At 70.1% G+C, this 24,228-nt stretch carries 27 protein-coding genes; 20 read left to right on the plus strand and 7 right to left on the minus strand.

What is annotated here, in order from left to right; translation table 11 throughout:
• Positions 1-28 precede the first annotated feature (28 nt).
• Positions 29-1,747, minus strand: a complete 1,719-nt coding sequence (locus H4F98_RS04320; protein WP_182685397.1) for an alkaline phosphatase — start codon at positions 1,745-1,747, stop codon at positions 29-31.
• A 138-nt stretch (positions 1,748-1,885) separates the two neighbouring features.
• Here H4F98_RS04320 and H4F98_RS04325 point away from each other — a divergent pair, with 138 nt between their 5' ends.
• Together H4F98_RS04325 and H4F98_RS04330 are read left to right on the plus strand one after the other, a co-directional pair.
• Positions 1,886-2,461: a hypothetical protein gene (locus tag H4F98_RS04325; RefSeq protein ID WP_182685398.1), complete on the plus strand. Its 576-nt coding sequence runs from the start codon at positions 1,886-1,888 to the stop codon at positions 2,459-2,461.
• Positions 2,462-2,546: 85 nt separating this feature from the next.
• Positions 2,547-2,810 carry a DksA/TraR family C4-type zinc finger protein gene (locus H4F98_RS04330; RefSeq protein ID WP_182685399.1) on the plus strand — a complete coding sequence of 88 codons (264 nt, stop codon included), beginning with the start codon at positions 2,547-2,549 and terminating at the stop codon, positions 2,808-2,810.
• A gap of 10 nt (positions 2,811-2,820) precedes the next feature.
• Here the strand turns inward: H4F98_RS04330 and H4F98_RS04335 are convergent, their stop codons facing one another.
• Both H4F98_RS04335 and bla read right to left on the minus strand, forming a co-directional pair.
• Positions 2,821-3,309: an NUDIX hydrolase gene (locus tag H4F98_RS04335; protein ID WP_182685400.1), complete on the minus strand. Its 489-nt coding sequence runs from the start codon at positions 3,307-3,309 to the stop codon at positions 2,821-2,823.
• Complete coding sequence (gene bla, locus H4F98_RS04340) at positions 3,309-4,217, minus strand: subclass B3 metallo-beta-lactamase (RefSeq protein WP_182685401.1); 909 nt, start codon at positions 4,215-4,217, stop codon at positions 3,309-3,311. The genes H4F98_RS04335 and bla overlap by 1 nt, the downstream gene beginning before the upstream one ends.
• Before the next feature lie 147 nt (positions 4,218-4,364).
• Between bla and H4F98_RS04345 the strand changes: the two genes are divergently transcribed.
• Positions 4,365-4,955 carry an NADPH-dependent FMN reductase gene (locus H4F98_RS04345; RefSeq protein WP_182685402.1) on the plus strand — a complete coding sequence of 197 codons (591 nt, stop codon included), beginning with the start codon at positions 4,365-4,367 and terminating at the stop codon, positions 4,953-4,955.
• Complete coding sequence (locus H4F98_RS04350; RefSeq protein WP_182685403.1) at positions 4,955-5,464, plus strand: acyl-CoA thioesterase; 510 nt, start codon at positions 4,955-4,957, stop codon at positions 5,462-5,464. The genes H4F98_RS04345 and H4F98_RS04350 overlap by 1 nt, the downstream gene beginning before the upstream one ends.
• A gap of 78 nt (positions 5,465-5,542) precedes the next feature.
• Here H4F98_RS04350 and H4F98_RS04355 read toward each other — a convergent pair whose 3' ends face one another.
• Together H4F98_RS04355 and H4F98_RS04360 are read right to left on the minus strand one after the other, a co-directional pair.
• Positions 5,543-6,232: a C40 family peptidase gene (locus H4F98_RS04355; protein ID WP_343064725.1), complete on the minus strand. Its 690-nt coding sequence runs from the start codon at positions 6,230-6,232 to the stop codon at positions 5,543-5,545.
• Positions 6,233-6,359: 127 nt separating this feature from the next.
• Positions 6,360-6,923, minus strand: coding sequence for a C40 family peptidase (locus tag H4F98_RS04360; protein ID WP_425487568.1), 564 nt, complete (start codon positions 6,921-6,923; stop codon positions 6,360-6,362).
• A 139-nt stretch (positions 6,924-7,062) separates the two neighbouring features.
• Between H4F98_RS04360 and H4F98_RS04365 the strand changes: the two genes are divergently transcribed.
• The 6 genes from H4F98_RS04365 to H4F98_RS04390 all read left to right on the plus strand — a co-directional run bounded on the left by H4F98_RS04365 (position 7,063) and on the right by H4F98_RS04390 (position 13,663).
• Positions 7,063-7,542 (plus strand): FKBP-type peptidyl-prolyl cis-trans isomerase, encoded by a 480-nt coding sequence (locus tag H4F98_RS04365; RefSeq protein WP_182685404.1) that lies wholly within the window; start codon positions 7,063-7,065, stop codon positions 7,540-7,542.
• A gap of 148 nt (positions 7,543-7,690) precedes the next feature.
• Positions 7,691-8,902: a DUF418 domain-containing protein gene (locus H4F98_RS04370; protein ID WP_182685405.1), complete on the plus strand. Its 1,212-nt coding sequence runs from the start codon at positions 7,691-7,693 to the stop codon at positions 8,900-8,902.
• Positions 8,903-8,919: 17 nt separating this feature from the next.
• Positions 8,920-10,218, plus strand: coding sequence for an NAD(P)/FAD-dependent oxidoreductase (locus H4F98_RS04375; protein ID WP_182685406.1), 1,299 nt, complete (start codon positions 8,920-8,922; stop codon positions 10,216-10,218).
• A 60-nt stretch (positions 10,219-10,278) separates the two neighbouring features.
• Positions 10,279-11,625, plus strand: a complete 1,347-nt coding sequence (gene gorA / locus H4F98_RS04380; protein ID WP_182685407.1) for a glutathione-disulfide reductase — start codon at positions 10,279-10,281, stop codon at positions 11,623-11,625.
• Positions 11,626-11,805: 180 nt separating this feature from the next.
• The gene (gene hutG, locus H4F98_RS04385) at positions 11,806-12,579 is read left to right on the plus strand and encodes an N-formylglutamate deformylase (protein ID WP_182685408.1); all 774 of its coding nucleotides are present in this window, start codon (positions 11,806-11,808) and stop codon (positions 12,577-12,579) included.
• Between the two features lie 157 nt (positions 12,580-12,736).
• Positions 12,737-13,663 carry a DMT family transporter gene (locus H4F98_RS04390; RefSeq protein WP_182685474.1) on the plus strand — a complete coding sequence of 309 codons (927 nt, stop codon included), beginning with the start codon at positions 12,737-12,739 and terminating at the stop codon, positions 13,661-13,663.
• Here H4F98_RS04390 and H4F98_RS04395 read toward each other — a convergent pair.
• Both H4F98_RS04395 and parE read right to left on the minus strand, forming a co-directional pair.
• Positions 13,644-14,063, minus strand: coding sequence for a hypothetical protein (locus tag H4F98_RS04395; protein ID WP_182685409.1), 420 nt, complete (start codon positions 14,061-14,063; stop codon positions 13,644-13,646). The two genes, H4F98_RS04390 and H4F98_RS04395, sit on opposite strands and share 20 nt — an antisense overlap.
• A gap of 176 nt (positions 14,064-14,239) precedes the next feature.
• Positions 14,240-16,147: a DNA topoisomerase IV subunit B gene (parE, locus tag H4F98_RS04400; RefSeq protein ID WP_182685410.1), complete on the minus strand. Its 1,908-nt coding sequence runs from the start codon at positions 16,145-16,147 to the stop codon at positions 14,240-14,242.
• 173 nt (positions 16,148-16,320) lie between these two features.
• Here parE and H4F98_RS04405 point away from each other — a divergent pair, with 173 nt between their 5' ends.
• From H4F98_RS04405 to H4F98_RS04450, 10 genes are all read left to right on the plus strand, one after another.
• On the plus strand, positions 16,321-16,725 hold the full coding sequence (locus H4F98_RS04405; RefSeq protein ID WP_182685411.1) for a globin: 405 nt from the start codon (positions 16,321-16,323) through the stop codon (positions 16,723-16,725).
• A gap of 113 nt (positions 16,726-16,838) precedes the next feature.
• Positions 16,839-17,120, plus strand: a complete 282-nt coding sequence (locus H4F98_RS04410) for a hypothetical protein (RefSeq protein WP_182685412.1) — start codon at positions 16,839-16,841, stop codon at positions 17,118-17,120.
• Between the two features lie 167 nt (positions 17,121-17,287).
• On the plus strand, positions 17,288-18,958 hold the full coding sequence (gene pyrG, locus H4F98_RS04415) for a CTP synthase (RefSeq protein ID WP_182685413.1): 1,671 nt from the start codon (positions 17,288-17,290) through the stop codon (positions 18,956-18,958).
• On the plus strand, positions 18,955-19,788 hold the full coding sequence (gene kdsA, locus H4F98_RS04420) for a 3-deoxy-8-phosphooctulonate synthase (RefSeq protein ID WP_182685414.1): 834 nt from the start codon (positions 18,955-18,957) through the stop codon (positions 19,786-19,788). The genes pyrG and kdsA overlap by 4 nt, the downstream gene beginning before the upstream one ends.
• An 84-nt stretch (positions 19,789-19,872) precedes the next feature.
• Positions 19,873-21,159 (plus strand): phosphopyruvate hydratase, encoded by a 1,287-nt coding sequence (gene eno, locus H4F98_RS04425; RefSeq protein WP_182685415.1) that lies wholly within the window; start codon positions 19,873-19,875, stop codon positions 21,157-21,159.
• Positions 21,160-21,162: 3 nt separating this feature from the next.
• Positions 21,163-21,522, plus strand: coding sequence for a cell division protein FtsB (gene ftsB, locus H4F98_RS04430; protein ID WP_182685416.1), 360 nt, complete (start codon positions 21,163-21,165; stop codon positions 21,520-21,522).
• Positions 21,519-22,238, plus strand: a complete 720-nt coding sequence (ispD, locus tag H4F98_RS04435; protein WP_182685417.1) for a 2-C-methyl-D-erythritol 4-phosphate cytidylyltransferase — start codon at positions 21,519-21,521, stop codon at positions 22,236-22,238. Before ftsB ends, ispD begins: the two co-directional genes overlap by 4 nt.
• 66 nt (positions 22,239-22,304) lie before the next feature.
• On the plus strand, positions 22,305-22,778 hold the full coding sequence (gene ispF, locus H4F98_RS04440; RefSeq protein ID WP_182685418.1) for a 2-C-methyl-D-erythritol 2,4-cyclodiphosphate synthase: 474 nt from the start codon (positions 22,305-22,307) through the stop codon (positions 22,776-22,778).
• Between the two features lie 7 nt (positions 22,779-22,785).
• The gene (gene truD, locus H4F98_RS04445) at positions 22,786-23,865 is read left to right on the plus strand and encodes a tRNA pseudouridine(13) synthase TruD (protein WP_182685419.1); all 1,080 of its coding nucleotides are present in this window, start codon (positions 22,786-22,788) and stop codon (positions 23,863-23,865) included.
• 126 nt (positions 23,866-23,991) lie between these two features.
• Entirely contained in the window at positions 23,992-24,228 is a 237-nt protein-coding gene (locus tag H4F98_RS04450) for a hypothetical protein (RefSeq protein WP_182685420.1), read from the plus strand.

Genomic DNA, 24,228 nt, shown 5'->3' on the forward strand with positions numbered 1-24,228 from the left:
GCGCCCCGGGGCGGGGGCGCCGACAGGTTCAGGGCCCGCGGAAGGCCTCGAAGTCGGGCAGCTGCACCGGCACACCGTTGGCGTCGCAGCCGTCGCGCTCGCACAGCGCCTGGCGCAGGCGTGGCGTGGACTGCAGCACGAAGTGGAAGATCGCGTTCTGCTCGACCGAGCCGCGCACCGCCTCGCTGCCCGGGCCGCGCGCCCACAGGCCGACGTCGTCGCCGCCGTGGGTTTCGTCCTTCGAGGGCACCAGCGCTTCCTGCATGTAGTCCGGGTCCTCGGTGTCGACGCCGGTCAGGTCGGGGCGGCCGCCGCGCGCCTGCTGGAAGTGGTCGGGCGAGTGCGGGAAGTGCTTGGGGCCTTCGGGCTGCAGCTCGCTCGCGCCGATGTAACCAGGGCCGTTGGCGTAGCTGAGGGTCGTGTAGGGCAGGCCCGTCGCGTCGGTGGCCAGGTGCGACTCGCCGTTGTCCTCGGCCAGCGAACCGACGACTTTGCCGAGGATCGGGTTGCCCCGCCGCGGATAGCCGACGAAGGTCAGCGTGTGCGAGTGGTCGGCGGTCACCAGGACCAGGGTGTCATCGGCCGATGTCATGTCGCTGGCGACCTGCACCGCCTCACTGAGCGCGATGGTGTCGGTCAACGCACGGTAGGCGTTGCCGTAGTGGTTGGCGTGGTCGATGCGGCCGCCTTCGACGAGCAGGACGTAGCCGCCGGGCGCGTCGCGCAGGCGCGAGATCGCCACCCGGGTCATCTCGGCCAGGCTCGGTTCGCCGCCGGCGTCGCCGGCGCGATCGTGTTCGAACTGCATGTGGCTGGGCTGGAACAGGCCCAGCAGCGGTCCGGTGGCGGGCGCGGCGGCCAGTTGCGCGCTGCTCCAGACATAGGTGCCTTCGGGGTGCCGCGCCTGCCATTCGGCCACCAGGTCGCGGCCATCGCCGCGCTTGCCGGTCGTGCCGGGGTACTCGGGGTCGGCCTGGTCGTCGCGCATGAACATCGAGCGGCCGCCGCCCATCAGGACGTCGGGCCCGTGCCCGAAGGGCGTTTCCACGATCTGGCGCGCAATGTCCCGGCAACCGGCCCGCAACGCCGCGGCCGGCATGTCGCCGTCGTGCTCCCAGTTGCGGTCGGCGGAATGGCTGAAGGTGGCGCCGGGCGTGGCGTGGGTCAGGCGCGCGGTGGACACCACGCCGGTGGCCATGCCGCTGGCGGCGGCCAGTTCCCAGAGACTCAGCATCGGGGTGGCGAGCGCGCCGTCGCAGTCGCCGCGCATCGGCGCCTGACCAATGCTGAGGACGCCGGCGCGGGTCTTCACGCCAGTCGCCATCGCACTCATGGTGCCGGCCGAGTCCGGCGTCTGGCTGTCGGTGTTGTAGGTGCGGCTGAGCGCGGTCGACGGGAAGCGCTCCCAGCTCAGGCGGTTCTCCTCGCCGGGACCGCCCTTGCGCTGGCCGTCGAGGATGCGCGCGGCGGCCACGGTGTTGAGGCTCATGCCGTCGCCGACGAACAGGATGACGTTGCGCGCTTGTCCGCCCATCGCGCCACGCGCCGCGGCCTGCGCCGCGCCATCGCGGAACCACCATGCGGGGGTCTCGCCGTCGGGCCGCGCGATCGCGGGTACGTCCACCTGGATGACCGGATCGGCGCGGCGGGCGGTGGTGGCGGGTTGGCTGGCACAGGCTCCCAGCAACACGCTGGCGGGCAGGGCGAGGGCGGCGAGTGTGCGGGGCGTGGAGCGGCGTGGCGTCATGCGGGGTCGGGTGAGTCGGCGAAGCCGTCGATTATGCCGCGTGCAGATGTCGGCGATCTGGCACTGGCTGGCGCTTCGACCCGTTGAGATACCCGGTCGAGGCGTGGGAAGGTAGACGTCACGCATCGGGAGGACATCATGGCAGGGATCGCGACACTTTCTGGAGGAACCCGCCTGGGGGGCGGGCTGGCCCTGGCCCTGGCCTTGGCCGCCTGCCGCAGCGCGCCGGCGCCGCGGGAGGCCGATACGCTCGATGGGCGGGTCGGCATGCAGGACATCACCCGGGCCATGCCGGCGGGCGCGTGGCAACTGGCCGACAACGAAACCCTGCTGATGCCGCTGGAGGAAAGCGGCAACCGGGCGCCGGACTATCCGCAGGCGCTGCTCTCCGACCGCTTGCCGCCCGTACAGGTGTGCCTGCGCCTGTCGATCGGGACCGATGGACGCGTCGCCCAGGCCGATCCGATCGCGCCCGGCGAGGACTGCCAGGCGGCCGATGCCATCGCCCCGGGCTTTCTGCAGGCGGCCCGCGATGCCGTGGCCGGGTGGCGCTTCGATCCTGCGTTCCGCTGCGTATACGCAAGCGCCGCGGACAAGGCTGCCGCGGGCGACGGCTGCGAAGGTGGCGAGGTGGTTCCCGAGGCCATCAGCCTGGCCTATCGCTTCGTCTTCGAGCAGCACGAGGGGCGGGGCACGGTTCGCATCGGCCCCTGACGGCGTTCAGCTTCGACTTGAACCGGGCGCGCGAAAGGCGCATATGTGGTGGTCGACACGACAGGATTTTCGAGAGGAGGGTGTCATGGCCGGTGGATGGACCAGCGACACTTCGGTGCAGGACCAGATCGATGCGACCGTCGAGGACGCGATCAAGCGCGCGCGCAGCCGAATGGCGCAGGGCCCGGGCCTGAGCCACTGCGAGGACTGCGACGCCCCCATTCCCGAGGCGCGGCGCAGGGCCGTGCCGGGCGTCCGGCTGTGCATCGCCTGCCAGGAGGCCGAGGACGAACAGCAGGCGGCGGCCGGATTCAATCGTCGCGGCAGCAAGGACAGCCAGCTGCGCTGACCCGCGCGGCTCAGACCCGCGAAAAACGCCAGGACTGCATGCGGCCGTCGAGGTAGGGCATGACGCCGTGGAACGCGCGCGGGTCGTCGTCGAAGACCATCGGCAGGAAGTTGCGGTCGCCTTCCCACATCGGCAGGGCGTCCAGGTCCTCGAGCGCCACCCATTCCAGCGTGCCTTCCGGGTTGCGCTCGAAGGGCGTGCCGGTGAAGGCGGTGACCAGGAACACGAAACCCAGCCAGTCCTCGCCGTGCTTGCCGAAGCCCGGCCAGCTGATCGTGCCGCGCAGCTGCAGCTCGGTGCAGTCGATCCCGGCTTCTTCGTGGATCTCCCGGCGCATGCCCGCGACCACGTCCTCGTCGGCTTCCAGCTTGCCGCCCAGGCCGTTGTACTTGCCCAACTGGTGGTCCTCCGGCCGCGCGTTGCGATGGACCATCAGGACTTGCCTGTGGTCGGGCGAGAGGACGTAACCGAGGGTGGCGACGATCGGCGTGTAGGGCATCAGTCGCCTGCCTTGGCGGCACGCTGTTCGGCGATCCGCTGGTCCAGGGCGCGTTCGCCGGCGTCGGCGTAGTCGCGGCAGCTCATGGGCCGCGGCAGGCGATCGTCGGCATTTGCCGGCGTCCAGCCGCTGGCGTCCGGGTGCGGTGTCACGAGCAGGCCGCAGGGCAGGGCGCGAATGGCCTCGAAGCCACGGCGGTAGTCGTCGACGATGCGCGGGTAGCGCGGGTTGTCCAGCAGGCGATAGCCCGGGGCGCTGATGCTGTCGACGTAGGCGATCGCGGTGTCGCGCCCGTCGCGGCGGTCGGTCCAGGTCCAGCTCATCGAACCGGGCGTGTGCGCGGGGGTGAAATGCACGGTGAAGCGCATCCCGCCCAGCTCGATCGACTCGCCATCCATGACCAGGCGGCCGGCGCGGGCGGGCGGGTACACGATGGCGTCGCCGAAGTGGATGTCGTCGCTGCCGCCGCGGGCGAGCAGGACCGCCGACTCGGCGTTGCTGACCAGGGTCGCACCGGTGGCGCGCTGGATCGCGGCGACCGGGCCCGCGTGATCGCCATGGGCGTGGCTGTGCAGGATGTACTTCAGGTCGCCCGGTGCCACGCCCAGTGCGGCCATGTGCGCGAGCAGCATGTCCGCGGCCTGCGGCATGCCGCCGTCGATCAGGACGGCGCCGGCATCGGTCTTGACCAGCAGCGCGCTCAGGCCCTGCGTGCCGATGTACCAGGTGTGTTCGGCGATCCGGAAGGGCTCGATGGGCTGGCGCCAGGACTCGCGCACTTCGTAGGCCTGCAACTGCGGCAATGGCGCATCGGCGGCGAACGCGGGGAGTGTGGACAGGGCGAGCAGGGTGGCCAGCGCGGCGCGCGCGCTTGACGGCAGGCGGCCGGGGGAGCGGGTCGAGGGCATGCGGGGCATCGCGAGGGGCGTCGTCTTCCGTAGGGGACGTCCAGTGTCGGCGATTCATGGCGACGCGGCCAGCGCGACGGCATCCATACGCCGGCTGCACGCGCGCGCCGGCATACTGTGGCCTTCGATCCCGAGGGGAACACGCCGATGCCCGACACGCCGCCCCGACTGCTCGCCTTCGCGGGCAGCCTGCGCGAGGCTTCCTACAACCGTCGCCTCATCCCCGTGCTTGCCGCGGGCGCGGAAGCGGCCGGCGCGACGGTGACCCTGGTCGAGTTGCGCGACTTCCCGTTGCCGGTCTACGACGGCGACATCGAGGCCGCCGGCATGCCCGGCAACGTACGGCGCCTGCAGGCGCTGCTCGGCGAGCACGACGGCCTGCTCGTGAGCACGCCCGAGTACAACGGCTCCATGCCGGCCCTGGTCAAGAACACGCTCGATTGGATATCGCGTCCGATGGAGGACGGCCGCCCGGGCACTGCCCTGTTCGCCGGCAAGGTCGCCGGCATCGTCTCGGCCTCGCCGGGACCGCTCGGGGGGCTGCGCTCGCTGCTCGTCCTGCGCGACGCACTGGCCAAGCTGGGTCTGCTGGTCGTGCCGCAGCAGGTCGCGGTGGGCCAGGCCGCCGAGCGCTTGCCGGCGCGCGGCGTGCTCGAGGACGCACGCCTGCGCGAATCCGTGCATGCGGTCGGCGCGGCGGTGGCCGCCTGGGCGCGCGGCGTGGGGAGGGCGGCGTGATGGCGGGCGAACAGCGAGAACTGACCCTGCGGTTCCTCGCCGAACCCACCGACGTGAACTACGGCGGCAAGGTGCACGGCGGCGTGGTGATGAAATGGATCGACCAGGCCGGTTACGCCGCCGCGGTCGGATGGAGCGGCCGCTACAGCGTGACGGTGGCGGTGGGCGGCATCCGCTTCGTGTCGCCGATCCGGATCAGCGACCTGGTCACCGTGCGCACCAAGCTCGTCCATACCGGCACCACCAGCATGCACTTCGCGGTCGACGTGATGGCCCGCGACCCCGGGGTCAACCAGGACGAATCCGGGCGCCCGCGCCTGTGCACGCACTGCGTGATCGTCTTCGTGGCCCTGGACGGCGTGGAGGGACAGCCCACGCCGGTGCCCTCCTGGGTGCCTGCCAGCGAAGACGACAAGCGGCTCGCCGAGTACGCCCTGAAAGTGATGGAACTGAGCAAGGGCATCGAGCAGACCGTCGAGCGCTACCGCGGCGCCGCGCACGAGGATTGATGGCGCCGTGGGGCGACCGCCCGGCAAACAAGAAGGCCGCCCCGGGGCGGCCTTCATCGTGATGCGCGACGGTGGGGCTCAGATGCCCTCGACCCGGCGCGCCTCCATGAACTTGTTGGCCCAGTAGCCGCTGTCCATGCGAGACACGCTGACCGTGCGGCCGGTGCGCGGGGCATGCACGAAACGGCCTTCGCCGAGGTAGATGCCGACGTGGTCGACGCGGCCGCGACGGCCGAAGAAGACCAGGTCGCCGGCGCTCATGGACGCGCGGTCCTTCACCGCCTCGCCGTTGCGCGCCATCTCGCGGGAGATGCGCGGCAGCTCGATGCCGAGCGCATTGTGGAACACGTAACCGACCAGGCCGCTGCAGTCGAAGCCCTTCTCCGGGCTGGTGCCGCCCCAGCGATAGGGCGTGCCAAGGAGGGCGAGGGCCTTCTGGAGGACCGCGCCGATGCGCCCGTCCTTGTCTTCGACCTCGGTGTCCGCGCCGGCCTGGGCGGCGCCCTGGCCCATCAGGCGGTTCAGGTCGGTGGCCAGGAGCAGCGCGCGATCGGACATGCCCATGGCTTCGGGCAGCATGGGGCGGGTGATCGCGGACGGCATGTCGGCCGAATCGCCCGCCAGCGAAGGGCTGGGCAACTGCTGCGCGGCGGCCGGCAGGGCAATGGCCGCGAGGGCAAGGCAGAGGAGGTAGCGATGGAATGGCCGCGTGAGGCGGTGGGCGAGGTGGCCGGCACGGCGGCCAAGTCGGATTTCGTCGGTCTTCACGCGGTTATCACAAGATTGCAGTGGCACGATGATGCCTGCACGCCATCGTCATGAAGTTAAAAAAGACGTAACAAAAGCGCGAATTTTGTGAAGTCCGTCACTTTTTCGGCACTCAGACCCCTGTGAGTTATTTCAGGACGCGCTTCGCCCCGGTGTAGTGGTCGCGCCAGTAAGGACCGTCGAGGTGATCCAGTCGCACCGTGCCACCGGTGCTCGGTGCATGGACGAAGCGGCCTTCGCCGACATAGATCCCCACGTGGCTGACGCGACCCCGGCTGCCGAAGAACACCAGGTCGGCGGTGGCCAGCTTCCGCGGGCTGATCTTCGGGCCCTGGTACGCCGCGAGCTGGCTTGACGTGCGCGGCAGCTTCAGCGCCAGCATGTCGTCGTAGACGTAATTGACCAGGCCGCTGCAGTCGAAGCCGCCCTCCGGCGTGCTACCGCCGTAGCGATACGGCGTGCCGACCAGGCTGAGCGCGCGCATCAGCACGGCATTGGCGGCGGCCGGATCTTCCGGCGCCACCACAGGCCAGGCGTCGCCGCCGGGCGCGGCCGGGCGCACCTTGTCGCCGCCCCCGCAGGCGGCCAGCAGCAGCGACAGCGCCAGGGCGGCCGCGGCCGCGACGACGGGGCGCCGGCGGCTGGCTGGCGCGAACCCGGGCTTGCCGGGATAATGCACGGTCTTGTTCACGGCTCTAGCTTGGCGGGTACGCGCCGTCGCGACAAGTTCCACTTACCTTGGCCCGCCGGTGCCCCGCTTCCGGTCGGTCAGCCCCGTCCAAGCGCCGACCGCGCGTCCTGCCCGCGGAGCGCCCCTGCCGAGTCCATCCATGAAGATCGAGAAAGACCGCGTCGTCCGTTTCCACTACACCGTTTCCGAACAGGGCCAGGACGCCCTGGAGAGCTCCGAGGGTCGCGATCCGCTGGCCATCCTGTTCGGCCACAACAACGTCATCCCGGGTCTCGAGAAGGCGATGGAAGGCCATGAGGCCGGCGACAAGTTCGAGGTCGACGTGGCGTCGGCCGATGCGTACGGCGAAGTCCGCGAGGGCCTGACCCAGCGCGTCCCGAAGAAGTACTTCAAGGGCCAGAAGATCGCCGTCGGCGACCAGACCGTGCTTCAGACCAACTTCGGCCCGCGCGCGGTGAGCATCGTCAAGATCGGCATGAGCGTGGTCGACGTCGACCTCAACCACCCGATGGCGGGCAAGGACCTGCACTTCGCGATCGAGATCATCGACGTGCGCGAAGCCAAGCCCGAAGAGATCGAGCACGGCCACGTGCACGGCGAGGGCGGCGTCGAGCACTGAGTCCCGCTCGACGCAGGTACCGACGGCCCGTCCTGTGCGGGCCGTTTCCGTTCCTGGCCCCGTACACTGCCCATCGACCAGGGCAGACGGGGCGAGCATGCAGCAGGCAAGGATGGCACCGATCGGTGCCGTGGGGCGGATCGCGTCCATGGACGTTCTTCGTGGACTGGCCCTGCTGGGCATCTTCCTGGTGAACGTGGCCTGGTTCACCACGCCGCTGGTCGGCCGCGCTGAAGGCATCGATCTCGACCTCCAGGGACCGGCATTGTGGCTGGACGTGGCGATATACGTCTTCGCCAGCAGCAAGTTCTGGACCCTGTTCTCGCTGTTGTTCGGCATGGGCTTCGCGCTCATGCAGGCCCGCGCCGAGGCCGCTGGCCTGCCGTTTGCCGGGCTGTACCTGCGCCGGACCTGCGGCCTGCTGCTCATCGGCGTACTGCATGCCTGCCTGGTCTGGTCGGGCGACATCCTGGTCGCCTACGCGCTCACCGCGTTCGCGCTGCTGCTCGTTTTCCGCCGCGCGCCCACTACCGGTCTCTGGGCGTGGGGCGTCGCCCTGTACATGTCGATCGTCGTCCTGCTGATGCTGATCGCGCTGTTGTTGGGCCTGCTGGGGGATGCCGCGGCGCCGGACGACGCGGCCCGGCGCGCCGCCGAAACGCTGGCGTTTCAGCAACAGGAGGTGGCGGCCTATTCGCGGGGCAGTTACCTGGATGCCACGCACATGCGCCTGCGCTTCCAGCAGGCCTATTTCTTCAACGGGCTCTTCCTGCTGCCGATGACCCTGGGCCTGTTCGTGTTCGGTACCTGGCTGATCCGGCGCGGCGTGCTTGCCCGGCCGGGCGAGCATCGGCGCCTGCTGCAGGCGATGGCCTGGGCGATCGGTCCCGCGGGCCTGGCGGTGACCTTGCTGGGGGTCGCGATCGACCCGCGCCCCGACCTGGAAGGTTCCGACAGCGTCGGCGCCCTGTGGGCGAGCAGCCTGCACATGGCAGGCGGCGCGATGATGACCCTGGGCTACCTGGGCATCGTGGTCCTGGCGCTGGAGCGAGGCGCGCAAGCGCTGCGCGTACTGGCCCCGGCCGGGCGCATGGCGCTGACCCTGTACCTGATGCAGTCGCTGGTCGGCACCTGGGTCTTCTACGGCCACGGCCTGGGTCTGTGGGGACAGGTCGGGCGGGTGGGGCAGGTCGTGCTGGTCCTGTCGGTTTTCGCCGGGCAGCTGGCCTTCGCCCACCTGTGGATGGCACGCTTCCGCCATGGCCCGGTCGAGTGGCTGTGGCGGGCGTTCACCTACCTCCAATGGCCCTCGCTGCGTCGCCTTCCGTCCGCGCCGCCGCCGTTGCCGCCCCACCCCTGACCCCGACGCCTTCGCCCATGCACGCCACCCCGGACACGGACTTTCCCACCCAGAATCCCTTCGACGTCGTCATCGTGGGCGGTGGGGTGATCGGCCTGGCCTGCGCGCTGAGCCTGATCGAGGCCGGCCGCAGCGTCTGCGTCGTCGAGGCCGGCCGTGTCGGCGGCGGCAGCTCGCACGGCAACTGCGGCACGATCACGCCCAGCCACGCACCGCCGCTGGCCGCACCGGGAATGGTCGCCACCGCGCTGCGCTGGATGTTCACCCCCGATGCGCCGCTCTACATCAAGCCCAGGATCGACCCCGCGTTGTGGCGCTGGCTGCTGGCCTTCGCCCTGCGTTGCAACGAACGCGACTGGCGCGCCAGCAGCATGGCCAAGGCGCGCCTGCTGAACGACTCGCGCGCGCGGCTCGAGGACTGGATGACCCGGCATGGCCTGGACTGCGAGTTCCGTGCCTCGGGCGAGGACTACGTGTTCCGCGATCCCCGCGAGTTCGAGCACGGCCAGAAGGAACTGGTGCTGCTGGAGGAGGCGGGCATCCCGTACCGGCTCGTCGACGGTCCCGCCTACGAGGCCGGCGAACCCGCACTCAAGCCTGGCGTGGCCGGTGCGATCTGCTTCGACGGCGACGCCGCGCTGCGCCCCGACCGCTACGTCGCCGAGCTGGCGCGCGTGGTCCGCGCACGCGGCGGCACCATCATCGAGCACTGCGCGGTGACCTCGGTCGAATCCGGCAGGCCGGCGCGCGTGCGCACCGCCCGCGGCGACCTCGCGGGTCGCGACGTGGTCTTCGCGGTCGGCGCATGGTCGCCGCGGATGGCCGATGCATTCGGCGTGCCGGCACTGCGCGCGCTGCTGCAGCCGGGCAAGGGGTACTCGATCACCTATTCGCGACCCTCGCGGGTACCGCGGCGCCCGCTGGTCCTGCACGAACGCTCGGTCTGCGTCACGGTCTGGGAAGCGGGTTTCCGGCTCGGCAGCACCATGGAGTTCTCCGGCTACGACACCGAACTCAATCCGCGACGGCTCGCCGCACTCGAGCGCGGTGCGGCCGAGTACCTGCACGAGCCGGTCGGCCCGGTCGTGCAGGAGCGCTGGTACGGCTGGCGGCCGATGAGCCGCGACGATGTCCCGCTGATCGGCGCCGTACCCGGGCGCGAGGGCCTGTGGCTGGCGACCGGGCACGGCATGATGGGCGTGAGCATGAGCGCCGGCACCGGCCAGCTGCTCGCCGACGTCATCTGCGGGCGTACGCCCGAGATCGACCCGGCACCGTACGGGATACAGCGTTTCATCCGCGGCGCGGCGGGGTAACGCACTTTTCGCGACGCGCCTGCGACACTGCGACGGTCTTTCCGATATCGCGGGGCAAGCATGCAACGGGACTACGACCTCATCGTGATCGGCGGCGGTTCCGGCGGCCTGGCCGGCGCCTTCCGCGCCGCCGGGCATGGCGCGCGGGTCGCGCTGATGGAGCCGGCGGCACTGGGCGGCACCTGCGTCAACGTCGGCTGCGTGCCGAAGAAGGCCATGTGGCTGGCCGCCGAGGTCGGACGGCGCATCGGCATGGGGCGCGTCCTCGGCTTCGATGCCACGGCCTGCGCGCTCGACTGGCCGACCTTCGTCACCCATCGCGAGCGCTACATCCACAACATCCACGAGAGCTACAGGCGCCGACTGGACGCGGCCGCCATCGTGCACGTGCCCAGGCGCGTGCGCCTGGTGGACCCCCGCACGGTGGAATGCGACGACGGCGTGAGCGTTTCCGCGGAGCGCATCCTCATCGCCACCGGCGGGCACGCGCTGCGCCCCGATATTCCCGGTGCCGACCTGGCCGCGGTGTCGGACGACTTCTTCGACTGGCGGCAGGCGCCGGAGCGCGTCGCGGTCGTCGGCGGCGGCTATGTCGCGGTCGAACTGGCCGGGGTGCTGCAGTCGCTGGGCAGCCAGGTGGACATGTGGGTGCGCGGCGACCGCCTGCTCCACGGCTTCGACGAGGATGTCGCCGCGCAACTGGCCGACGACTACTGCCAGGCGGGCATCCGCCTGCACCTGGGCAGCGGGACGACCGCGATCGAGGCGGACGGCGAGCGCCGTCGCCTGCGCGATGGACGCGGCGAGTGGCACGGTCCCTACGACCAGGTCCTGCTGGCCACCGGGCGCGCGCCGAACACCCGCGACCTGGGCCTGGACGCGGTGGGGGTGGACACCGATGCGCGCGGCCACGTGCGCGTCGACGAACGCCACCAGACCACCTGCCCGGGCATCCATGCGGTCGGCGACGTGACCGCGAGCGTGGCGCTCACGCCCGTCGCCATCGCCGCGGCGCGGCGCCTGATGGACCATCTGTTCGGCGGACGCGCGGACGCGTCGCTGGACCTCGAACAGGTCGCGACGGTGGTGTTCTCGCACCCGCCGCTGGGCAGCATCGGCCTGACCGAGGCGGCCGCGCGCGAGCGCCACGGCGACGACGTGCACGTCTACTCCACCGGCTTCCGCCCGATGCTCGAAGCGCTGACGGACACCCCGCAACGCAGCCTGTTCAAGCTGGTCTGCGTGGGCGAGGAGCGTCGCGTGGTCGGCCTGCACCTGCTCGGGGAGTCGGCCGACGAGATACTCCAGGGCTTCGCGGTCGCCATCCGCAAGGGCATCACCCTGCAGGACCTCAACGACACCATCGCCATCCACCCGACCAGCGCCGAGGAAGTGGTGTTGATGTGATTGGGGATTCGTGATTAGTGATTAGTGATTAGTGATTAGTGATTAGTGATTAGTGATTAGTGATTAGTGATTAGTGATTAGTGATTAGTGATTAGTGATTAGTGATTAGTGATTAGTGATTCGAAGGGATCGCTTCCCGCTCCCCAATCACCGCCCAAAGCCCAAAGCTACAATGACGGGATGGATACCTGCACCCTGCACACGGGCCGAACGCCCCTGCTCGTCAGCCTGCCGCACGACGGCAGCCTGATTCCCCCGGATATCGCGGCGCGCATGCAGCCTGCGGCACGGCGGGCGCCGGACACCGATTGGCACGTCTCGCGGCTGTACGACTTCGCGCGGGACATGGGCGCGTCGGTGCTGGTGCCGCGTTACTCGCGCTACGTCGTCGACCTGAACCGTCCGCCGGACGACGTATCGCTTTATCCCGGGCAGAACACGACCGGACTGTGTCCCGCGGTGATGTTCAGTGGCGAGCCGGTCTACCTGGACGGCCAGGCACCGGCCGCCGGGGAAATCGCCGAGCGCGTGGAGCGTTACTGGAGGCCCTATCACCAGGCCCTCGCCGGCGAGCTGGAGCGCATCCGCGCGGTCCACGGCCGTGCGGTGCTGTGGGAGGCCCACTCGATCCGCAGCGAGGTCCCGTTCCTGTTCGAGGGGCGCTTGCCGGACCTGAACCTGGGCACGGCGGGCGGCACGAGTTGCTCGCCTGCGCTGGCCGCGCGCCTGCAGGCGGTGCTCGATGGCCAGTTGCGCTACAGCCACGTCGTCGACGGACGCTTCAAGGGCGGGCACATCACCCGTCACTACGGCCGGCCGGAGGCGGGCGTGGAAGCGGTGCAGCTGGAGCTGGCGCAGCTGAACTACATGGACGAGGACGACTGGACTTACCAGCCCGGGCGTGCAGCCGAGCTGCAGGCGCTGATCCGTCGCCTGCTCGAATGCGCGCTCTGAGGCGGGCGCCGCGGGCATGGTGAGCGCCTCCTCGCCGGGGGGCGACGGCGAGGTCGACGACAGTGTCGACCGGGAGGCCGATGCCGAGCTGGCCCAGCCGCTCGATGTCGCGCCGGTGCGATCCACCCACGGCGTTCCGGCCTCGCCCGTGGCTGCGATGCTGCCCGGCCATCGTGCCGGCGGCGTGCTGCTGGCGGTGTTCGGCGCGATCGCGTTCTCCGGCAAGGCGATCATCGTCAAGCTGGCCTATCGCTACCAGGTCGACGCGATCACCCTGCTGGCGCTGCGCATGGTCGTGGCGCTGCCGTTCTTCCTGCTCATGGCGGCCTGGGCCTGGCGCACGTTGCCGCCGCTGGCCCGGGGCGACCGCTGGCGCATCGCGCTGCTCGGGGGGCTGGGCTACTACCTGGCCAGCTTCCTGGATTTCGCGGGCCTGGCCTACGTCACCGCGACGCTGGAACGGCTGATCCTCTACCTCAATCCGACCCTGGTGCTGCTGATCGGCGTGCTGTTCCTGGGCCGCTCCGTCAGCCGCACCCAGCTCGTGGCGCTCGCGCTGAGCTATGCCGGCGTGGTCCTGGCGGTCGCGCACGACCTGGACGTGGGCGGCAGCAACGTGGCCCTGGGCAGCCTGCTGGTGTTCGGCAGCGCGCTGTCGTATGCGCTGTACCTGATCGGCAGTGGCGAGGTGGTGGAACGGGTCGGCGCGGTGCGCCTGACCGCCTATGCCAGCACGGTCGCCTGCGCGTTGTGCATCGGCCAGTTCCTGCTGCTGCGGCCGCTGGACGGGCTGGCCTCGCTGGCCCCGCAGGTGTTCGCGCTGTCGCTGCTCAACGGCACCGTGTGCACGGTACTGCCGGTGCTCGCGGTGATGATGGCGGTCGCCCGCATCGGCTCGGCGCAGGCGGCCCAGATCGGCATGCTCGGCCCGGTCTCGACGATCGTGCTGAGCGTGTTCCTGCTCGGCGAGCCGATGGGGCCATGGCAGGTGGCCGGCACCGTGCTGGTGCTGCTAGGGGTCTTCCTGGTCGGACGTGGCCCCACGAAAAGCGGGCGGCAAGCCGTCAGAAAGCGCAGTGCATGACCGTCGCGCAGAGGCCGCCCTGGTTCACGATCAGGCCGGCAAGGCAGCCGGCGCTCGCGATCAGGGCAATGCGTGGCCAGGTGGTGGCGGCGCGTTTCTTGGCGATCAGTCCGGCGGCCAGCGTGCCGATGGCAGCGCCGGGCAGCGAAAAGAAGTAGCCCAGCCACAACAGTCCATCGGGGTGCGGCGTTGAAGCCGACCAGGCCATGTAGCCGCCCAGGAACGCCGCCAGCACGCAGGCCGAACCGAAGAAAGCCGCGCCGCGGGCACTGACGAGGCCACCCAGGCCAGCGATCAGCAGCGGGATGCCCCCGGACAGGGCAAAGGTCTCCAGGGAGAAACTCCAGTGGCCGGAGCGAAAGTGGAATGCGAGCCAGGCCGCCGGCAGCAGGCAGACCACGACAGCCCACCAGGCGAGATGGGGCTCACGCGCCGAAGGCGGGTGTTCGTTCGAAGAGACAACTGCCATGTGTGCGCTTCCATCTCCTTGGCCTACTCTTCAAGCGTCTCCAGGTCGTGCTGTCCGACGCCGGGATGTCGATGCCGTCGCCACGGCCCCGGACAGTCAAGGGTCGATCATACCTCGAGTGTCGCCAGGTCGCCCTTGGTCTCCAGCCACGCCTTCCGGTCGCCAGCCCGCTTCTTGCCCAGCAGCATGTCCATCAGCGATCGGGTGCTCTCGGCGTCCTCGACGGTCAGCTGGACCAGCCGCCGGGTGTCGGGGTGGATGGTCGACTCGCGCAACTGCGACGGGTTCATCTCGCCCAGGCCCTTGAAGCGGGTCACGCTGATGGCACCGGCGGCGCCCTTCTTCTTCTCGGCCTTCTCGCGTTCGATCTTCTCCAGCAGGATGCGCTTCTCTTCCTCGTCGAGCGCATAGAACACCTGCTTGCCCAGGTCGACGCGGAACAGCGGCGGCATCGCGACGAAGACATGGCCCGCCGCGACCAGGGCGGGGAAATGCTTCAGGAACAGCGCGGTGAGGAGGGTCGCGATGTGCAGGCCGTCGGAGTCCGCGTCGGCGAGGATGATGACCTTGCCGTAGCGCAGGCCGCTGATGTCGTCCTTGCCCGGGTCGCAGCCGATCGCCACCGCCAGGTCGTGCACTTCCTGCGACGCCAGCACGCTGCCGGAAGCGACCTCCCAGGTGTTCAGGATCTTGCCGCGCAGGGGCATGATGGCCTGGAAGTCCTTGTCGCGCGCCTGCTTGGCACTGCCGCCAGCGGAGTCGCCTTCCACCAGGAACAGCTCGGTGCGGGAGAGGTCCTGGCTGGTGCAGTCGGCGAGCTTGCCGGGCAGGGCGGGGCCCTGGGTGACCTTCTTGCGGGTCACCTGCTTCTCGGTCTTCAGGCGCGCCGACGCACGCTCGATGGCCAGCTGCGCGATGCGCTCGCCCAGCTCGACGTGCTGGTTGAGCCACAGGCTGAAGGCATCGTGCGCGGCGCCCTCGACGAAGCCCGCGGCCTGGCGCGAGGACAGGCGCTCCTTGGTCTGGCCACTGAACTGCGGGTCGGTCATCTTCACCGACAGCACGAAGGCCACCCGGTCCCAGACATCCTCGGGCGCGAGCTTGACCCCGCGCGGGAGCAGGTTGCGGAAGTCGCAGAACTCGCGCAGCGCGTCGGTGAAGCCGGTGCGCAGGCCGTTGACGTGGGTGCCGTGCTGGGCGGTCGGGATGAGGTTGACGTAGCTTTCCTGGACCAGCTCGCCGTCGACCACCCAGGCCACGGCCCAGTCCACGGTCTCGGTGTCCTTGCTCAGGTTGCCCACGAACAGCTCGGGCGGCAGCAGTTCGCGCTCGACGAGCTCGCCGCGCAGGTAGTCGCGCAGGCCATCCTCGTAGTGCCACTCGAGGGTTTCGCCGCTGGCGAGGTCGTTGAGCTTCACCGTCAGGCCGGGGCACAGCACGGCCTTGGCGCGCAGCAGGTGCTTGAGCGCGCGCACGTTGAACTTCGGCGTGTCGAAGTATTTCGGGTCGGGCCAGAACTGGACCCGGGTGCCGGTGTTCCGGCGACCGACGCTGCCCACCACTTCCAGCGGACTGTCGCGGTCGCCGTCCTTGAAGGACATCTTGTATTCGTTGCCGTCGCGCTTGATGAAAATGTCGACGTGCTTCGACAGCGCGTTGACCACGCTGACGCCGACGCCGTGCAGGCCGCCGGAGAAGGTGTAGTTCTTGTTGCTGAACTTGCCGCCGGCGTGCAGGCGCGTGAGGATCAGCTCGACGCCCGGGATGCCTTCCTCGGGGTGGATGTCGACCGGCATGCCGCGGCCGTCGTCGGCGACCTCGCAGCTGCCGTCGGGATGCAGGGTCACCTCGATCGACCGGGCATGGCCCGCCAGCGCCTCGTCCACCGCGTTGTCGATCACTTCCTGGGCCAGGTGGTTGGGCCGGGTGGTGTCGGTGTACATGCCGGGCCGACGCTTCACGGGGTCCAGGCCGGACAGGACTTCGATATCGGCGGCGTTGTAGCGGGAATTCATCGGGCGGGCGGTCTGCGTGGTCTGGGGCGTGGGGGGATGGTCGGGTGCGGGGGCGGGAAATTCAACCGCGCCGGCGAGGCCGTCGTGTGCTAGATCGTGACACGTTTGATCCCGGTCAAGCGCGGGCGGCGCCCCGGCGGGCATCCTGCCGCCCGCCACCACCGGGACCGCCCATGAACGACAGCTTCGACGACCTCCAGCAGAGTTACGGCCGCTGCCTTGCCCGCCGCGGGTTCATCGAGCGCTTCTACGAGATATTCATGGCCCGGCACCCGGACATCGAGGCGATGTTCGCCCGCACCGACTTCCAGAAGCAGCGCCTGGCGCTGCGTCGCGGCATCAGCGTCGCGATACTGCACGCCGGCGGCAGCGCCATGGTCGAACGCACCTGCGCCGGCATGGCGGGGGTGCATGCGCGCGAGGGCCGGGCACCGGTCCCGCCGGAACTCTATCCCCACTGGATCGAGAGCCTGCTCCAGGCCGTGGCGGAATTCGACGAGGACGCCGACACGCGCCTGCTCGCGCGCTGGCGGCAGGCGATGTCGCGGATGGTCGACTTCTTCGTCCAGCGCTACTGAGCGCGACGTTCAGGCGCGGGCAGGGGAGGAGGGACCAGGATCGAGGTCGCCGCCGAGGCAGCGGCGGCCGGAGGGCCCGGCCCTTCGCGCGCCCCACACCGGGAGATCCAACCATGAAGATCCCAATCCCCGCCGCAGGCCTGTGCCTGGCCCTGTGGGCGGCCGCTCCCTGGGCCCAGGCCCAGCAGGCGGGCGCCGCGCCCCCACCCGAACCGCAGGCCCGCCCCCAGGTCCAGGCGTCGCCCAGGCCCGTCGCGCGGGACGCGACCACGACCGGCCAGGAGGCCGACGCCCAGGCCGTTGCCGGTCCGGCCAGCCAGGCGGACCAGGACGCGGAACCGCCCGAAGAAGAGGGCCCCATCGAACCCGAAGAAGAGGACGACGGGCGAGGCTGAGCCCGTCGTCGCGCGCCCCGCGGCGCCTTGCAGGACGCTGCGCCGCCCGCCTCCGGGACCCCGATCGCCGGGGCGTCGGGGCGGAGCGCGCCGGCGCGCGTCCGTCAAGAGGTCGCAGTCGTCACTGCCAGCCGGTAGACTATGGCTTTCCAGCGGCAGTAAAACGCATGACTCCCCTGATCTTCGTCACCGGCGGCGTGGTGTCCTCCCTTGGCAAGGGCATCGCGGCGGCCTCGCTGGCGGCCATCCTCGAAGCGCGCGGCCTGCGCGTGACGATGATGAAGCTCGACCCCTACATCAACGTCGACCCGGGCACGATGAGCCCGTTCCAGCACGGCGAGGTCTACGTCACCGACGACGGCGCCGAGACCGACCTGGACCTGGGCCACTACGAGCGCTACCTGCGCACGCGGCTGAGCCGGAAGAACTCGGTCACCACCGGCCGCATCTACGAGAACGTGATCCGCAAGGAGCGCCGCGGCGACTACCTGGGCGGCACCGTGCAGGTGATCCCGCACATCACCGACGAGATCAAGCGCTGCATCGGCGAGGCGACCCGCGACTACGACGTCGGCCTGGTCGAGATCGGCGGCACCGTGGGCGACATCGAGTCGCTGCCCTTCCTGGAGGCGATCCGCCAGATCCGCACCGAGCGGGGCCCGGACAAGGCGCTGTTCATGCACCTGACCCTGGTGCCGTGGATCGCCGCCGCGGGCGAGCTGAAGACCAAGCCGACCCAGCACTCGGTCAAGGAACTGCGCTCGATCGGCGTGCAGCCCGACATCCTGCTGTGCCGCTCCGAGCAGCCGTTGCCCGACAGCGAGCGCCGCAAGATCGCGCTGTTCACCAACGTCTCCGAGCGCGCGGTGATTTCCGCCGTCGACCTCGACAACATCTACCGGATGCCGCAGCGCTTCCACGAGCAGGGCCTCGACACCCTGATCGTCGAGCGCCTGCGCCTGGAGTGCCACGAGCCCGACCTGGCCGAATGGGACGCAGTGCTGGACGCCAGCGAGAACCCGGTCGACGAAGTCACCATCGGCGTCGTCGGCAAGTACGTCGACCACCAGGACGCCTACAAGTCGGTCGGCGAGGCGCTCAAGCACGGCGGCCTGCGCCAGCGCACCCGGGTCCGGCTCAAGTGGATCGAATCCACCGACGTGGAGCGCGACGGCGAGCGCGCGCTGGAGGACATCCATGGCGTGCTCGTGCCCGGCGGCTTCGGCGACCGCGGCTTCGAGGGCAAGGTGATGACCGCCCGCCATGCGCGCGAGCACAAGGTCCCTTACTTCGGCATCTGCTACGGCATGCAGGCGGCGGTGGTCGACTACGCCCGCCACATCGCGGGCCTGGAAGGCGCCAACAGCACCGAGAACGACAAGACCTGCCCGCATCCGGTGATCGGCCTGATCACCGAGTGGCGGACGGCCAGCGGCGATGTCGAGAAGCGCAGCGAGGACAGCGACCTGGGCGGCACCATGCGCCTGGGCCTGCAGGAGCAGCGCATCAAGCCCGGCACCCTGGCCCACAAGCTGTACGGCAAGGACATCGTCGGCGAGCGCCACCGCCACCGCTACGAGTTCAACAACCGCTACCTCAACCAGCTCGAGAATGCCGGCCTTGTGTTCAGCGCCAAGTCGCTGGACGAGACCCTGGTCGAGATGGTGGAACTGCCGCAGGACCGCCATCCCTGGTTCCTCGCGTGCCAGGCCCATCCCGAGTTCCTGTCCACCCCGCGCGACGGCCATCCGCTGTTCGTCGGCTTCATTCGCGCCGCGCGCGAGTACAAGGCCAACGAAGGCGCCGCCGGCGGCCTGCTGAAGGAAGCCAAGGCATGAAGCTGTGTGGTTTCGAGATCGGCCTCGACAAGCCGTTTTTCCTCATCGCCGGTCCCTGCGTCATCGAATCGATGCAACTGCAGCTCGACACCGCCGGCACCCTGAAGGAGATCACCGGCGCGCTGGGCATCCCCTTCATCTTCAAGTCCAGCTTCGACAAGGCCAACCGCACCTCGGTGTCGGGTTTCCGCGGGCCGGGCATGGAGGAGGGGCTGAAGGTGCTGTCGGAGGTCAAGCGACAGCTCGGCGTGCCGGTGCTGACCGACGTGCACGAGTACACCCCGATGGACGAGGTCGCCTCGGTGGTCGACGTCCTGCAGACGCCGGCCTTCCTGTGCCGGCAGACCGACTTCATCCAGAAGGTCGCCTCGGCCGGCAAGCCGGTCAACGTCAAGAAGGGCCAGTTCCTGTCGCCGTGGGAGATGAAGCACGTCGCCGACAAGGCGCTGGCGACCGGCAATCGCGAGATCATGGTCTGCGAACGCGGCGCGAGCTTCGGCTACAACAACCTGGTCAGCGACATGCGCTCGCTGAGCGTGATGCGCGAGACCGGCTGCCCGGTCGTGTTCGATGCCACCCATTCGGTGCAGCTGCCCGGCGGCGCCGGCGGCAAGAGCGGCGGCCAGCGCGAGTTCGTGCCCGTGCTCTCGCGCGCGGCGATGGCGGTCGGCATCAGCGGCATCTTCATGGAAACCCATCCCGACCCGGACAAGGCCCTGTCCGACGGCCCGAATGCCTGGCCGCTGCCGAAGATGCGCGCGCTGCTGGAGGTCCTCAAGCAGATCGACGAGGTCACCAAGCGCAATGCCTTCCTCGAAACCGGGCTCTAGCACGGCGACGCCCCATGCGTCGCGGCGGTCGACAGGACGCCTGCCCGCCCACATCGAATCCCCGACGGAGTTCAACGAACCGCAATGAGCACGATCGCCAAAGTCCACGCCCGTGAAATCCTCGACAGCCGCGGCAACCCGACGCTGGAAGCCGAAGTCACCCTCGCCGACGGCAGCTTCGGCCGCGCGATGGTGCCCTCCGGCGCCTCGACCGGCACCAAGGAAGCGGTCGAGCTGCGCGACGGCGACAAGACCCGCTATCTCGGCAAGGGCGTCCGCCAGGCCGTGGAGAACGTCAACACGGTGATCGCCAGGGCGCTCGACGGCTTCGATGCCGGCGACCAGGCCGGACTGGACCGCCGGATGATCGACCTCGACGGGACCGAGAACAAGGGTCGCCTGGGCGCGAACGCGCTGCTGGGCGTTTCGCTGGCGAACGCGCACGCGGTCGCGGCCTCGCGCAGGCAGCCCCTGTGGCAGCTGCTGGCGGGCGATCGCGCCCCGGTGCTGCCGGTGCCGATGATGAACATCATCAACGGCGGCGCGCATGCCGACAACAACGTCGACCTGCAGGAGTTCATGATCCTGCCGGTAGGCATGGACAGCTTCTCCGAGGCGCTGCGCGCGGGCACCGAGGTGTTCCATGCGCTGAAGTCGGTGCTCAAGGGCCACGGCCTGAGCACGGCCGTGGGCGACGAGGGCGGCTTCGCGCCGGACCTGCGCAGCAACGAGGAAGCCCTGGAAAGCATCCTCGAGGCCATCGGCAAGGCCGGCTACAAGGCGGGCGAGGACATCCTGCTGGGCCTGGACTGCGCCTCCAGCGAGTTCTACGACAACGGCAAGTACAACCTGACCGGCGAAGGCAAGCGCCTGACCTCGGACCAGTTCGTCGATTTCCTCGGCAACTGGTGCGCGCAGTACCCGATCATCACGATCGAGGACGGCATGGACGAGGGCGACTGGGACGGCTGGAAGCAACTCACCGACGCGCTCGGCAAGAAGGTGCAGCTGGTCGGCGACGACCTGTTCGTGACCAATCCGCGCATCTTCCGCGAAGGCATCGAGAAGGGCGTCGGCAATGCGATCCTGATCAAGGTCAACCAGATCGGCACGCTTACCGAGACCCTGGAGGCCATCGCCATGGCCGACGCCCACCACTACGCCTCGGTCGTTTCGCATCGTTCCGGCGAGACCGAGGACACCACCATCGCCGACATCGCGGTGGCGACCGCGGCGACCCAGATCAAGACCGGCTCCCTTAGCCGCAGCGACCGCGTGGCGAAGTACAACCAGTTGCTGCGCATCGAGGAACAGCTCGGTGCCGCCGCCCGCTACGCCGGTCGCGAAGCCTTCGTGTCGCTGAAGCGATAGGCCATGGCGCGGACGACGGGCAAGCGCTGGATGCCGGTGCTGCTGCTGTTGCTGGCAGTCCTGCTCGTCGTCCTGCAGTCGATGCTCTGGACCGGGGAGGGCGGCCGCGAAGCCGTGTCCGGGCTGCAGCAGCAGGTCGAGCGGCAGACCCACGACAACGCCTCGCGCGAGCAGCGCAACGCGGCGCTGTCGGCGGAGGTCGCCGACCTCAAGAACCTGGCCTCGGGCGGTGAAGCCGTCGAGGAGCGCGCGCGCAGCGAGCTGGGCATGATCAAGCCCGGCGAAGTGTTCTACCGCGTGGTCGAACCCGACGGGGCGGAGGCGCCGCAGGCTCCCCCGCCGGCGGATCCGCCCGCGCCATGAACGACGCGGTCTGGGCCATCGTGCCCGCGGCCGGGCGCGGCAGCCGGTTCGGCGGGGACCGTCCCAAGCAATACCTGGAAGTGGCGGGTCGGACGCTGCTCGAACATGCGCTCGATGCCCTGCTGGTGCATCCGCGGGTGGCGGGCGCGGTCGTCGCCCTGTCCGCGGACGACGCGTACTGGCCGGGCGAAGCCGCGCGCCAGGGCAAGCCGGTGCTTGCGTGCGTCGGCGGCGGAGAACGCGCGGACTCGGTGCTGGCCGCGCTCGATGCGCTGCCCGCCGATGTCGGCGACTCCAGCCTGGTGCTGGTGCACGACGCCGCGCGCCCGAACCTGCGCCTGGACGACCTCGATCGCCTCATCGCCGCCGCCGGCGCGCATGCCGACGGCGCCATCCTCGCCGCGCCGGTCCGCGACACGCTCAAGCGCGCGGCGGCCGACGGCGGCATCGCCTCCACCGAGCCGCGCGAATCCTTGTGGCGGGCGATGACGCCGCAGGCGTTCCGTCGCGGCCCGCTCGCATCGGCCCTTCGGGCCGCGCGTGGCGACGGCGTGGTGGTCACCGACGAGGCCATGGCGATCGAACGCCTGGGCGGCCGGCCCCGGCTGGTCGAGGGCCGCGAGGACAACCTGAAGGTCACCACGCCGGCGGACCATGCGCTGGTCGAGTTCCTGCTGGCCCGGGGCGACCGCGGCGCATCGGAACGCTCGACATAGCCTGGTTCCCAATTACCGATACATCATTCCCGCTTCCCCATTCCCCACCCGCAAGAGAACCCAGACATGCGCATCGGCCAGGGATTCGACGTCCATGCCTTCGGTGAAGGCGATCACGTGATGCTCGGCGGCGTTCGGGTGCCGCACGACCGCGGCGTGCTCGCGCACTCCGACGGCGACGTGGTCCTGCACGCACTGTGCGATGCGATGCTGGGCGCCCTGGCACTGGGCGACATCGGACAGCATTTCCCGCCCTCGGATGCGCGCTGGAAGGACGCCGACAGCCTGGATTTCCTGCGCCACTGCGATGCCCTGGTGCGAGAGCGCGGCTGGATGGTCGGCAATGCCGATGTCACCGTCGTCTGCGAGCGGCCCAAAGTGGGGCCGCATGCCGCGGCCATGCGCGAGGCGATCGCCGGGGCGCTGGGCGTGATGATGGACGATGTCAGCGTCAAGGCCACGACCACCGAAGCCCTGGGCTTCACCGGGCGGCGGGAGGGCATCGCCGCGCAGGCCGTCGTCCTGCTGCGGACGCTCTGAGGCGCGGATGGACGACGCCCGCGACTCGATTGCGCCCGACCTGCCCCGTGCCCATGGCGGCGCCGTGCTGGCGGCCGACCTGCGCAGCGCCCCCGAGGACTTCTTCGTCGAGGAATTGCCCGGCTTCGAACCCAGCGGGTCGGGCGAGCATCTGCTGCTGACGATCGAGAAGCGCGGCATGAACACCGCCTTCGTCGCCCGCCGCCTGGCCGGGTGGGCGGGCGTCGAGGAACGCGGCATTGGCTATGCGGGCCTGAAGGACCGCCACGCGGTGACGCGCCAGCGCTTCAGCGTCCATCTGCCCGGGCGCGAGGATCCGCCGCTCGAAGCGCTGGCCTTCGAGGGCGAGGGGGGCGAAGCGCTGAAGGTGCTCGAGAGCACCCGCCACGCCCGCAAGCTGCCCCGTGGCGCGCTCGCCGGCAACCGCTTCGTGCTGCGCCTGCGTGGCGCCCGCGGCGATCGCGAAGCGGTGGAGTCGCGACTGCGCGACATCGCCGACCGGGGCGTACCGAATTATTTCGGCGAACAGCGCTTCGGTCGCGGCGGCGGCAACCTGCACGCGGCGCTGGCGATGTTCGGCGGCAAGCGGGTGGGGCGCGAGCAACGCAGCCACCTGCTGTCGGCCGCGCGTTCGAGCCTGTTCAACCGCGTGCTGGCTGCACGGGTTGCCGGCGGCAACTGGGACAGCGGCGTGGAGGGCGAGGCCTGGATGCTCGATGGCAGCCGGAGCGTTTTCGGGCCCGAGCCCTGGAGCGATGCCCTGGCCGAACGCCTGGCCCGCTTCGACATCCACCCCAGTGGCCCGCTCTGGGGCCAGGGTGAACCCCGCAGTGCCGGCGAGGCGCGCCGTATCGAGGTCGAGGCCCTCGCCGCGCCGCCGGGCGCGGCCCTGATGGCGGGGCTCGAACGCGCCGGCCTGAAGCAGGAGCGCCGGGCCCTGCGGCTCCGGCCCGCCGGCCTGCAATGGCACTGGTCGGATGCCGACGAGCTGGCGCTGCGCTTCGAGCTGCCGCCCGGCGCCTATGCCACGGTCGTGCTGGCCGAGCTGGGCGCGATCCGCGACGTTTCCGCACACCCCCGCGACTGACCGTCCGTCGGAGCCGTGGAAACCGGCACTGGAAGTCCCGGGTACAGGGGTATATGCATGAATGGCAGGCCCGGCACGGGGTCGGGCCCGGGGTGCGCGAGCGCCCCATCCACCGGAGGTATCGTCATGAACTCCAAGCTCCGTATCGTCTTGCTCTCACTGCCGCTGCTGGGCCTCTCGGCCTGCGCGAGCGCACCCGCGCCCAGGACCGCGCCTGCGCCCGAGCGGTCGTCCAGCAACGCGGTGGCCATCGACGAGGCGTATGTCGCCTATGTCGAGCGCGTCGCGCGTCGCCGCGGCATCAACGTGACCTGGGTCCACCAGCCCCGGGCGCAGCTGCCCAGGACCTCCACGGACGAGTGA

It is taken from the genome of Marilutibacter spongiae (assembly GCF_014145325.1).
GTDB lineage: Bacteria > Pseudomonadota > Gammaproteobacteria > Xanthomonadales > Xanthomonadaceae > Marilutibacter > Marilutibacter spongiae.

Bases quoted from the DNA above. Each gene is read 5' to 3' on its own strand.
- H4F98_RS04320 (WP_182685397.1), bottom strand. From the start codon at position 1,747: ATGACGCCACGCCGCTCCACGCCCCGCACACTCGCCGCCCTCGCCCTG.
- H4F98_RS04325 (WP_182685398.1), top strand. From the start codon at position 1,886: ATGGCAGGGATCGCGACACTTTCTGGAGGAACCCGCCTGGGGGGCGGG.
- H4F98_RS04330 (WP_182685399.1), top strand. From the start codon at position 2,547: ATGGCCGGTGGATGGACCAGCGACACTTCGGTGCAGGACCAGATCGAT.
- H4F98_RS04335 (WP_182685400.1), bottom strand. From the start codon at position 3,309: ATGCCCTACACGCCGATCGTCGCCACCCTCGGTTACGTCCTCTCGCCC.
- bla (WP_182685401.1), bottom strand. From the start codon at position 4,217: ATGCCCTCGACCCGCTCCCCCGGCCGCCTGCCGTCAAGCGCGCGCGCC.
- H4F98_RS04345 (WP_182685402.1), top strand. From the start codon at position 4,365: ATGCCCGACACGCCGCCCCGACTGCTCGCCTTCGCGGGCAGCCTGCGC.
- H4F98_RS04350 (WP_182685403.1), top strand. From the start codon at position 4,955: ATGGCGGGCGAACAGCGAGAACTGACCCTGCGGTTCCTCGCCGAACCC.
- H4F98_RS04365 (WP_182685404.1), top strand. From the start codon at position 7,063: ATGAAGATCGAGAAAGACCGCGTCGTCCGTTTCCACTACACCGTTTCC.
- H4F98_RS04370 (WP_182685405.1), top strand. From the start codon at position 7,691: ATGGACGTTCTTCGTGGACTGGCCCTGCTGGGCATCTTCCTGGTGAAC.
- H4F98_RS04375 (WP_182685406.1), top strand. From the start codon at position 8,920: ATGCACGCCACCCCGGACACGGACTTTCCCACCCAGAATCCCTTCGAC.
- gorA (WP_182685407.1), top strand. From the start codon at position 10,279: ATGCAACGGGACTACGACCTCATCGTGATCGGCGGCGGTTCCGGCGGC.
- hutG (WP_182685408.1), top strand. From the start codon at position 11,806: ATGGATACCTGCACCCTGCACACGGGCCGAACGCCCCTGCTCGTCAGC.
- H4F98_RS04390 (WP_182685474.1), top strand. From the start codon at position 12,737: ATGCTGCCCGGCCATCGTGCCGGCGGCGTGCTGCTGGCGGTGTTCGGC.
- parE (WP_182685410.1), bottom strand. From the start codon at position 16,147: ATGAATTCCCGCTACAACGCCGCCGATATCGAAGTCCTGTCCGGCCTG.
- H4F98_RS04405 (WP_182685411.1), top strand. From the start codon at position 16,321: ATGAACGACAGCTTCGACGACCTCCAGCAGAGTTACGGCCGCTGCCTT.
- H4F98_RS04410 (WP_182685412.1), top strand. From the start codon at position 16,839: ATGAAGATCCCAATCCCCGCCGCAGGCCTGTGCCTGGCCCTGTGGGCG.
- pyrG (WP_182685413.1), top strand. From the start codon at position 17,288: ATGACTCCCCTGATCTTCGTCACCGGCGGCGTGGTGTCCTCCCTTGGC.
- kdsA (WP_182685414.1), top strand. From the start codon at position 18,955: ATGAAGCTGTGTGGTTTCGAGATCGGCCTCGACAAGCCGTTTTTCCTC.
- eno (WP_182685415.1), top strand. From the start codon at position 19,873: ATGAGCACGATCGCCAAAGTCCACGCCCGTGAAATCCTCGACAGCCGC.
- ftsB (WP_182685416.1), top strand. From the start codon at position 21,163: ATGGCGCGGACGACGGGCAAGCGCTGGATGCCGGTGCTGCTGCTGTTG.
- ispD (WP_182685417.1), top strand. From the start codon at position 21,519: ATGAACGACGCGGTCTGGGCCATCGTGCCCGCGGCCGGGCGCGGCAGC.
- ispF (WP_182685418.1), top strand. From the start codon at position 22,305: ATGCGCATCGGCCAGGGATTCGACGTCCATGCCTTCGGTGAAGGCGAT.
- truD (WP_182685419.1), top strand. From the start codon at position 22,786: ATGGACGACGCCCGCGACTCGATTGCGCCCGACCTGCCCCGTGCCCAT.
- H4F98_RS04450 (WP_182685420.1), top strand. From the start codon at position 23,992: ATGAACTCCAAGCTCCGTATCGTCTTGCTCTCACTGCCGCTGCTGGGC.